Annotated in this window: 11 protein-coding genes; 2 read left to right on the top strand and 9 right to left on the bottom strand. The window is 39.9% G+C overall.

The window, feature by feature from the left end; genetic code table 11:
* Nucleotides 1-212 precede the first annotated feature (212 nt).
* The 7 genes from GQR46_RS10705 to GQR46_RS10675 all read right to left on the bottom strand — a co-directional run bounded on the left by GQR46_RS10705 (nt 213) and on the right by GQR46_RS10675 (nt 6,248).
* A complete protein-coding gene (locus GQR46_RS10705) occupies nt 213-1,007 on the bottom strand; it encodes a putative porin (protein WP_002962833.1) in 795 nt (264 codons plus the stop codon).
* Nucleotides 1,008-1,208: 201 nt separating this feature from the next.
* A complete protein-coding gene (locus GQR46_RS10700) occupies nt 1,209-1,583 on the bottom strand; it encodes a PH domain-containing protein (protein WP_165740939.1) in 375 nt (124 codons plus the stop codon).
* Complete coding sequence (locus GQR46_RS10695) at nt 1,583-2,491, bottom strand: ABC transporter ATP-binding protein (RefSeq protein WP_165740938.1); 909 nt, start codon at nt 2,489-2,491, stop codon at nt 1,583-1,585. Before GQR46_RS10695 ends, GQR46_RS10700 begins: the two co-directional genes overlap by 1 nt.
* Complete coding sequence (locus GQR46_RS10690) at nt 2,488-3,315, bottom strand: ABC transporter permease subunit (protein ID WP_165740937.1); 828 nt, start codon at nt 3,313-3,315, stop codon at nt 2,488-2,490. The genes GQR46_RS10695 and GQR46_RS10690 overlap by 4 nt, the downstream gene beginning before the upstream one ends.
* 143 nt (nt 3,316-3,458) lie before the next feature.
* On the bottom strand, nt 3,459-4,640 hold the full coding sequence (locus tag GQR46_RS10685; protein WP_024608065.1) for a cystathionine beta-lyase: 1,182 nt from the start codon (nt 4,638-4,640) through the stop codon (nt 3,459-3,461).
* A 9-nt stretch (nt 4,641-4,649) separates the two neighbouring features.
* A complete protein-coding gene (nudC, locus tag GQR46_RS10680) occupies nt 4,650-5,570 on the bottom strand; it encodes an NAD(+) diphosphatase (protein ID WP_165740940.1) in 921 nt (306 codons plus the stop codon).
* 174 nt (nt 5,571-5,744) lie between these two features.
* On the bottom strand, nt 5,745-6,248 hold the full coding sequence (locus GQR46_RS10675) for an NYN domain-containing protein (RefSeq protein ID WP_007586991.1): 504 nt from the start codon (nt 6,246-6,248) through the stop codon (nt 5,745-5,747).
* 150 nt (nt 6,249-6,398) lie between these two features.
* Here GQR46_RS10675 and GQR46_RS10670 point away from each other — a divergent pair, with 150 nt between their 5' ends.
* On the top strand, nt 6,399-7,022 hold the full coding sequence (locus GQR46_RS10670) for a hypothetical protein (RefSeq protein WP_165740936.1): 624 nt from the start codon (nt 6,399-6,401) through the stop codon (nt 7,020-7,022).
* Nucleotides 7,022-7,765, top strand: a complete 744-nt coding sequence (locus GQR46_RS10665; protein ID WP_024594122.1) for a DUF3307 domain-containing protein — start codon at nt 7,022-7,024, stop codon at nt 7,763-7,765. Before GQR46_RS10670 ends, GQR46_RS10665 begins: the two co-directional genes overlap by 1 nt.
* A gap of 137 nt (nt 7,766-7,902) precedes the next feature.
* Here GQR46_RS10665 and GQR46_RS10660 read toward each other — a convergent pair whose 3' ends face one another.
* Complete coding sequence (locus GQR46_RS10660; protein WP_121954342.1) at nt 7,903-9,297, bottom strand: DEAD/DEAH box helicase; 1,395 nt, start codon at nt 9,295-9,297, stop codon at nt 7,903-7,905.
* Nucleotides 9,298-9,497: 200 nt separating this feature from the next.
* Nucleotides 9,498-10,188 (bottom strand): isopenicillin N synthase family oxygenase (locus GQR46_RS10655; RefSeq protein WP_165740935.1); only part of this gene is annotated, 691 nt, incomplete at its 5' end.

Below are 10,188 nucleotides of genomic sequence, written 5' to 3'. Positions count from 1 at the left end.
ATCGACTGCACTTAATGACTTTAATAACAATTTAGCCATTCATGGCGACTCTATTTATAACTTAAAGGGATTATTTAGATGAGCATAATAAAGGCCGTAATTATGGTTGGTAAAAGTTTATAGTTAAAAGATCAAACGTATAAAAACAACAAAGCCCGCTAACTAAGCGAGCTTTTTAATATTACTTTTGGATTAACTAAGTACGGACTTAATTAAAACTGAAAACGCATGTTAGCAAAGTACGCATCGTTATCAGAATCATCAGCGTTGTTTTCGTAACCCACCTTTACACCAATATTTTTATTGATGAAGTGTTGAGCACCAAAGCTATAAGTATCTTGCTTATTGTAGTTAGCAAATACAGATGTTGCTTTTGAGAAGTAGTAGTTAGTTTCTGCTACCCATTGGTTTTCTGCATCATCAATGCTTTCGTATTTACCTTCAAAAGTAAGGTAGTTACCTTGCTGTAAATCAATAAAGTATTTAGCAGCTACTGCACGGTAGTCAAAATCGTCGTCTGATGTAAGTGTAACACCTACGTAATCTGTGCTGTTTAGCATGTAGTTGTAAGCTAAATCAAATAATGCGTAATCATCGCCGTCTTTGTTTTCAACTAGTGTTACTTTTGCAAGTAAATCAGGGTTGAAAAAGTAACCACCCGTCAGTTTATAAAGCTCACTGTTAGAACCTGAATCTGGGTCGAGGTTTTCGTAAGATGCGCCAACAACAAATTCATTAATGAAGTATTCACCACCAACTGATGTTAAATCGCCAAAGTCGTCATCAGCGTAGCCACCATATACGTTAGTTTGTTTATTGATGTATTCAAACTGATCGTACGGACCTAAAGTTTTTTTAGGAGATAAGTAGTAAATAGAATCTACAGCAACGGTGTCGTTGTTATCGCTATTTTTATAGCTTAGGTTACTAATTGAATTGTAGCTGTCTGCAGCAGCCGCAGTGCTAGATAATAAAATGCTCGAAATAATAACTGCTAATTTTTTCATTGTAAGACTTCCCTATGTACATTGCTTTTTATGCTCTAGCTGTATTGCTAAAGTCGAGGCACATGCTAACGTTAGGAAACTGAATGAAAACTTAACTAACCAGTTGTATTTATTAAGTTAATTGTAAGGAAGTGTTGTAAACTGTAAAATTAAAGTAGTTGCAACATCTAGTCAACAACTACTTAAAACATGTACCGCAGCTTAAAGCGCGTGTTGGCTAATAATACGATAAACATCGTTAATATTATCGCCAGACTTAAACTCTTTACTAATTGGTGTTGGATCTGAGCCAACCCATATTTTTAGCTCGGCATCTAAGTCAAAATGGCCTGCACTTTCTTTACTAAACTTGGTAATTTTAGAGTAAGCAATACTCACCATTTCCATTTTAGAGCCGGTCATACCTTGCTTATCAATTAAGATTAAGCGCTTATTAGTAAAAATAAACATATCACGTACTACTTTATATGCTTTTTCTACTTGCTCGCCGTCAATTAATGTATTGGCGAGGGTTTTCTCTAAATCAGAATCGTCAACTTCGCTTGCATTACCCATAAGTCCGCTAAGTAAACCCATTATACTTTCTCCTGTTTAAATATTTGATTCTCTAATGTGTGACCATTAACTAACTGCCTGTACTGCCAGTGTTGCTGATGACAAAAATTCAGTAGTGCAATATCAAGTGGATCGCTCGTTGGTTGATACTCAACAACATATTCTTTATGCTGGCTCATATACACTCGGCTCACCCCTGCAATTGCTTGAAGCTGTTGCTCAACATTTTGATAAGCTTCGCTTAGCATTAATGTATAAAAGTGTTTATCAGTATTATTTGTTTTTGTTTGATGCTCGCTTAATACGCCTTTATCTAAATGAAGCACCTGTGAGCATAGTCGCTCAAGCTCAGTTAAATCGTGAGAGCTTAAAATAAACGTAGCCTGTTCACTTAATTCAGATACTAGCTCGCGTACTTCTCTGGCATGAATCGGATCAAGCCCTGCGGTTGCTTCATCAAGCATTACAATTTGTGGCGCGCCAAGAAGTGCTTGCGCTATCGTAACGCGCTTGCGCATACCGTGCGATAAATCCCCCGCACGCTGCTTTGCAATTTCTTTTAAGCCAACCAAGTCAAGTACACGTAGCGCCTCAGTTTGGCTTTGCTTAGCACCCATACCTTGCAGTTTTGCATAAAAAGCGAGTTGCTTATCTATATTAAAACGGGGGTCAAGTTGCGCGTCTTGCGGTAATGCACTTACTTTATTAAATAAAGCAGCGCTCCCTGGCTCATGCCCTAATATTTCAAGGCTGCCTTTACTTGGCGCTATATAGCCGCACAACAAACTAAATAAGGTGGTTTTACCCGCACCATTTGGCCCAACAAGCGCCACTGGCGCACCTTTATTAATCTCAAAGTCCACATTATTAAGCGCAAGTTTTGCACCATACGATTTACTCAAACCGCTGGCTGTAATTAATGGTCTCATAGTGAGCTCCTTGCAAAAATACGTTGAGCAACGCTTAGTAACACCGCAGTTTGCACAAGGGGAATAGCCACAGCGCTTAGCAATGGTAAATTTTGCCCGGCTAATAACTCTATTTGCACACCCGGAAATAAATAATCAAGCAGGCCTAATGCGGGTATTTGCCATTGCAATATACCAACTACAATACCGCCTGCTGCAAAGTATAAAATTGCCAATACAATAGATAAACGCGATGAGCGAGCAAAGGTATTTATTAACGTCATAAGTGCTACAAATGGACATAAAGTAACAACCAATATTAAAAATATAGAAAGCGCACGAGCAAAACCACCAGCCAGTAAACTAGGATCTCTAAACCCTAGTACAGCAAGCGTGGCCACAAGCGTTATACCCACTAAACACGCTAATACCGCTAATTGCCCTAAAAAACGACCAAATAGTATTTCAAAGCGAGTGGAGCGCAGTGATAAAAACCGAAGTGTGCCGCGCTCTCTATCGCCTACCGTTTGGTCGCTACAAATAAATAAACCAAAAACGGGAAAGCTATACAGGGCTATTAACCAGTACATAGCAAATTCGGCCTCAGGCCAATCCAATAATTTACTTAAACCAATAGAACCTGATATATCACGGGCTATTTGCTCAAAATCGGGCGCACTTACAATGCCTACTGCCTGCCCTATTGGGTAGCGCAGTATTATTAGCCACACCAATGCAAAGGCAGCTAATGCAATAAGTCCACGTTTAGTTAAAAACATACGTACAAGCTCAAATCCCGCTATTTGCGTTAATCGCCCTACGTTTATCGGTAATGGTGTTGCCATTGACTATCCTTAATGACTTTTTATTTTCTGTGTATTTATCCACACTAAGTGTAAACACCTTGAATTACCAGCAAAAAAAAGCTCACCTATAGTGAGCTTTGTAACAATACATTTAAATGTAACAGCATAAATTGCGATATAAATTATAAATGCTGCTTATAAACCTCAAGTGCTTGGCTTAAATCGCTAATTAAATCTTCAACATCTTCAAGGCCAATATGCAGGCGAATAACCGGGCCTAAATCCCAACCTGTATTTGAACGCAGCCCTTTCATAGTTAAATTAGCCGTTACTAAACTTTCAAAACCGCCCCACGAAAAGCCCATTTTAATATGCTCAAGGCTATCTAAAAATGCATCAATCGCTTTTTGATTACCGGTTTTCATCACAAATGAAAACAACCCATTACTGCCATCAAAATCACGTTTAAAAAACTCATGCCCTGGGCAGGTTTCAAATGCAGGGTGGCGAATATGATCAACAAGCTCATGTTGTTCAAGCCATTTAGCTACTTCTATTGCTGCTTTTTCATGTTGATTCAAACGCACACCCATTGTACGCAGGCCTCTAAGCGCTAAATACGCATCATCGGCACTGGTACATTGCCCTAGTAAGTACGAGTTTTCGCGCAAGGTTGGCCAGTACTTTTTATTAGCAACAGCCACACCCATCATCACGTCTGAATGGCCGACAATATACTTCGTTGCAGCCTGAATACTAATATCAACACCGTGCTCTAGCGGACGATAATGCAAACCGTTGCCGTAGGTATTATCAAGTATGGTCATTACGCTATGCTCATTGGCTACTTTTACCATAGCAGGCACATCTTGCACTTCCATCGTAATAGAACCTGGAGATTCTAAAAACAATACTTTGGTATTTGGCTGAATGTAGTCTTTAATACCTGCGCCAATGGTTGGCGGGTAGTAGGTTGTTGTAATGCCCAGCCCCACTAAAATTTTATCGCAAAAATCGCGAGTTGGTTCGTACACGTTATCAACCATTAAAATATGATCACCGGTTTTTAAAAACGATAAAAATACTTGGCTAATCGCCGCCGCGCCACAAGGGTATAGTGCACACCCTTCGCCGCCTTCAAGTTCTGTAATCGCTTCTTGTAGCGCAAAGTGTGTTGTTGTTCCCCGGCGCCCATAAAATAACGTTTTATCGCCACGGGTTTTAGCAGCTTCTTTTAAATCTGCTACAGTATCAAATACAATGGTAGATGCACGCTGTACAACGGGATTTACTACGCCATGTGTATAGGCTTTTTTGCGCCCTGATGATACCAGCTGAGTGTTTTTATTACTTTTACTCGACATTGTTAATCCTTAAGGGTTTGTGCGCCAATGCTCAATTAAATAACGAGAGATAGAGTCGGTTCTAGGCAGCTTTAAATGCTCCCCTTCTTCGTGCCAATTACCAAATTGCTCTAAGTCTTCACGACTAAACCATTTTGCATCGTCTAGCTCTTCTTTATCTACGTTAATTTCCTCAGATGTCGCCTCTGCAAAAAAACCAAGCATAATTGACGATGGGAACGGCCATGGCTGAGATGCAACATAACGTACGTTATCAACCTCTATGCCTGCCTCTTCTTTAACTTCACGCGCAACAGCTTGTTCCAGTGTCTCCCCTGGGTCTACAAATCCAGCAAGCGACGAATACATACCAATAGGCCACGCAGCTTGACGACCTAATAAACAGCGTTCTACTCCGTCAGCAAAGACTTTAGTAACGACCATAATTACCGCAGGATCGGTACGCGGGAATGTAGGATGCTTACAGTTTTCGTTTTCACATACACGAGAATGCCCTGCTTCCACTGAACGGTTTTTACTACCGCAGCGCCCACAAAAACGGTGCGTTGCATGCCAATAACATAACCCTCTCGCAAGGGCGGCTATTGAGGCATATTTAATGGTTACTTGAGGCCCATATTGGCGAATATCAAAAAACTGAGCGCCCTCTATTAAAGGCGCAAGTACGCTTTCATCCAGATCAGAAACATCCAATGCAAACACACCATGTTTAGCATTGTTTAAACCAACAAAAATAGCACTCGTTAAATCTAAATGCGCCACTTGTTGATACGTTAAATAGCTTACTTTAGGGGTATCTTTAATAAATAGGGTTTGATTATTTTTAACTAAAACCCATTTACTTTGCGCCGACATTTGCGCTTTAAGCCACGATGGGTCTTTACGAAAATTTGAGCCTCTGTCTAGTGGCATGTTGCTGTAATGAAGCATGTAAGTCCTTGGTAACTCGTTATGCTTTAAAATTACCATAATCATTTAGCAAACCCAATTGATTACAGTAATAAAAAAAGCCTATATAAGGCTTAATTCATCTATTACGGCTTTGTATTAAAATCTCTCATGTTGCAGGCACTTAGCTTGCACCTTTTTAACTATTTTTTGCTGTTAAAGGAGCAAGGTATTATCAATTAAATGAAATTGCTCAGCGCTTTGTTTTAATACCTCTGCAGTTAACCGGTCAGCACCGTAAACATCGCACGGTACATTATATTGATTTTTTAAATGCCCAAGTAACAAAGCAAAGTCACCATCGCCAGAGAGCAAAATAACCTTATCAAGGCTTTTACCCTGCTCTAACATGTCTATTGTTATACCTACATCCCAATCGCCTTTAGCACTTCCATCACGGCGTTGAATAAATGGCTTTAGCTTTACGTCAAAACCAATCGCACGCAAAATATTTTGAAACTGATTTTGCTTTTCATCTCCTCGATAAATAGCGTACGCAAAAGCACACTCAATATTGTATTGCGCCTGCATTACCCGCCAAAACGCATTGTAGTCAAAGTTTTTTCCGTAACTCTCGCGGCACGTGTAATAAATATTTTGCACATCAACAAAAATACCTACGCGTGGTTTCGTGCTTTGCTGCTCGTTTTGTAAAGTCATTTAGTGTCCTAGTGAGGATTAATAGCAATTAAAGTAACGTTATAAAATAAGTGTACCTTGCAATTTATATTTAAGTAACCTAAATTAGTTACTTACCCATATGTAACCGATATTGGTTACATATTAAAAAGTAACCATTTTGAGATTTTTATGATTGGTGTAATCAGCGGCGATATTATTAAATCGCAAACAATCCCTAAGCAGCAATACGATGCCATGCTTTATCAACTAGAGCAAAGTTTGCGAAACATTTCGGGGGAGCAAACACTTTGGAACATATACCGAGGCGACGCCTTTCAATTACAGGTTAATAATCCTGAGCATCTTTTTAAAAATGCCATATTGGTATATTTGCACCTTAAATCGTCAGGTTATGAGCTACGCCAAAGCTTGGCGCTTGGGCAAATAGATAACCCACGCAGCGATATAAAAACAGCAACCGGTTCTGCTTTTACCCTTTCAGGGCAAGGCCTTGATAAAATAGGTAATCAACGCTTTGTTTTTAATATTAACGAGCAGCAGCTCGATGAAAGCTTAAATATTAATTTAGCCTTTGCTGACGTATTGCTCACTAAAATCACACAAAAACAAGCAAATGCCCTGTATGTTTATTTAACCTCGCCAGACAACAGCCATGCGGCACTGGCTAAAGAGCTTAAAACAAGTCGCGAAAATGTAACAAAACTACTAAATTTAGCGCACTACCAACTTATAGAGCGCTTTATTAAGCACACACAACACGTTATAAAAAATATAATTAAAGGAGGTGAATAATGGAGTTTTCACTTTTACTGGTCGCGCTTATTATTGGCCACTTACTCGCTGATTTTTACTGGCAACCTATGAGTTGGGTAAACGACAGAAACACCCGTCACTTTAAAGCCAGTAAGCTTTATTTTCATGTACTTGTGCATGGTGTAACAAGTGCACTCATTATTACCGTGTGGGAATACACATTCGGGTGGCAACAACTAAGCAGTGTTTTAATTGCCACGGCGAGCATTATGTTGAGCCATTACTTTATTGATATAGCTAAATCGTATTCTAATAAAGGCGTGGTGCCTTTTTTACTTGATCAAATAGCGCACATACTCGTTATTATTGCGCTCAGTATTTGGCTAACTGATAACAATAGCTTTATGACAGCAATTAATAATATGCTCACTGATCCCAAAATACTGTGGGTGGTATGCGGTTATTTAATTATTTTAAGTCCTAGCGCCGTATTTATAAGAATGATGTTAGAGCGTTTAACAAGTAACTTTTCAAGTACTGGTAGCTTACCACTTGCAGGGCAAAGCATAGGTATGCTTGAGCGCGTACTTATGCTGAGCTTTATATTGCTTGACCAATTTGCAGGGCTTGGCTTTTTACTTGCGGCAAAGTCAGTATTTAGGTTTGGCGATTTAAGTGCAAGCAAAGATAAAAAACTTACCGAGTACGTTATGCTCGGCACACTACTTAGCGTAAGTGTTACTTTATTTGTCGGCTTGGGTATTAACTATTTAATCAGGTAGGCAATACAGTAAGTACAAATTACAGACAATAAAAAACGCGCTACTTCTATCGATTAAAAAGAAGGGAGCGCGTTTTTTGTATCAACCTTTAATCAAGTTCTAAATTAATTAAACGCCAACACAATCATTAATAATGATTAATCGTTATTTGTGCGACGTCGACGTTGGCCATTACCACCAACAGATTCACGCTTTGCCCATGGGTTTTGCGCGTTATCATCTGTTTTAGCTGCTGGCTTTTTAGAACCACCACGGCGTGGGCCGGTGCCATTACCACCATTGTTCGGCTTTTTGCTGTTAGGCTTGCTGCTATCAGATTTAGGCTTATTAAAAGGCTGCTTTTTCTTAGGCTTTTTAGACGGCAGTGGGCGAGCATCTAATGCGCGCTCTGCTACTGGGTTAATAGGCTCAAAACCGTCTTCTTCAGCACGTGGGATAAGCTCACCAATAAAGCGTTCAATACCGTATAAATCAACAGCATCTTCTGTTGTTACAAACGAAATAGCATGACCCGACGCACCAGCACGGCCTGTACGGCCAATACGGTGAACGTAATCTTCGTATACGTTTGGTAAGTCGTAGTTAACAACATGCGGTAATTCAACAATGTCTAAACCACGTGCAACAATATCGGTAGCTACTAATACGCGTACTTCACCACTTTTAAAGCCATCAAGTGCTTTAACACGTGCGCCTTGTGACTTATTACCATGAATAGCCGCGCCTACAATGTCATCGCGCTCTAGTTGTTTAACTAAGCGGTTAGCACCGTGCTTTGTACGGCTAAACACTAACACTTGTTGCCAGTCGTTAGTGCGAATCAAGTGGCTTAGCAATGCTGTTTTACGTGTTTTATCTACCGCGTAAACACACTGAGTAACACTTTTTGCAGTGGTATTTTTTGCAGCAACTGAAATTTCAACAGGGTCATTAATTAACCCTTTTGCTAATGCACGAATTTCATCTGAAAATGTAGCCGAAAACATCAAGTTTTGACGTTTAGCAGGCATTTTAGCAATTAAGCGTTTAATGTCGTGGATAAAGCCCATGTCTAACATGCGGTCAGCTTCATCGAGTACAAGCACTTCAACGCTATCAAATTTAACTGCATTTTGATTATGTAAGTCGATTAAACGACCCGGCGTTGCTACTAAAATATCAACACCTTTACGAAGACGCTGCATTTGTGGGTTAATTTTAACGCCACCGTAAACTACAAATGAGCTCACATCTGAATGCTTAGCGTACTCTTCAACGTTTTCGCTTACTTGCAAAGCAAGCTCACGTGTAGGCGTTAAAATAAGTGCACGTACGTGGTTACTTTTAGCTTTAGGGCCTGACGACAAACGCTCAATAAGTGGTAATGTAAAACCCGCTGTTTTACCTGTACCTGTTTGCGCTGCTGCCATAACATCACGGCGTTCAATAATTGCAGGAATTGCTTGAGCCTGAATCGGCGTTGGCGTTTCATAGCCCTTTTCTAAAACCGCATTAACCAAAGACTGTGATAAACCTAAACCTTCAAAACTCATATAAACTCTCTTTTAAATTAGGCTACGTTAGCCAGTTGCGCGCATTATACCTGTAGTAGCTAAGAATGCATGCCATTATTTACGTTGCGGGCAATTGAGCATAGCTTAATAAAATTAAACCGGTGATCAAGTTGCTTAAAAATGCAAAAAACGGCCATGGGCCGTTTTATATTTATACTTAATTACTTTAAGTATAAGAGTTACTTAACACCTAACTCGCGTAAACGTTCTTGCAAGTAGCTATCTGCCGTGTAGCGCTCTGAAAGCACAACATCTGGATGCGGATGTAAAAATAACGGTAGTGAAATACGCGATTTAGTAGATGCTTTACCCGTTGGGTTAATCACGCGATGAATTGTCGATGGGAAATACCCGCCCGACGCTTCTTGTAGCATGTCGCCGATATTAATAATTAAGCTGCCAAAATCACATGGCACGTCTAACCAACCGCCATCTGTTTTTTGAACTTGTAAACCAGGCTCATTAGAAGCTGGTAATACCGTTAATAAATTAATATCACCGTGAGCAGCAGCGCGAATAGCACCTGGCTCTTCATCACCCGTCATTGGTGGGTAATGTAGGATACGTAACAATGTTTGCTCAGAACCGGCAATCATATCTTTTAAATCAATCGAAAATTTAGCGCGAACATCAGCTGGCGCTTCAGCCTGAACCCAGCTTAGTAAAGTACCAGCAAATTCACTCGCTAAACGGTAGTATTCACGTACATCAGCTTCGAGCTCTGCAGGAACACGGCCTTTAGGGTACACATGAAAGTACTCTTTAATGTCTTTTATTGTAAAGCCTTTCGCTACTTCAGATACTGAAGGCGGAAAATAACCATCTTGAGTTTCTTTAGAGAATAAAAAGTCCTGCTTTTGCTCTGAGTTA

Origin of the sequence: Pseudoalteromonas sp. Z1A6, from assembly GCF_011378745.1 — a bacterium.
Taxonomy (GTDB): Bacteria; Pseudomonadota; Gammaproteobacteria; order Enterobacterales; family Alteromonadaceae; genus Pseudoalteromonas; species Pseudoalteromonas arctica.
This window is presented reverse-complemented; position numbering and strand designations above follow the sequence as displayed.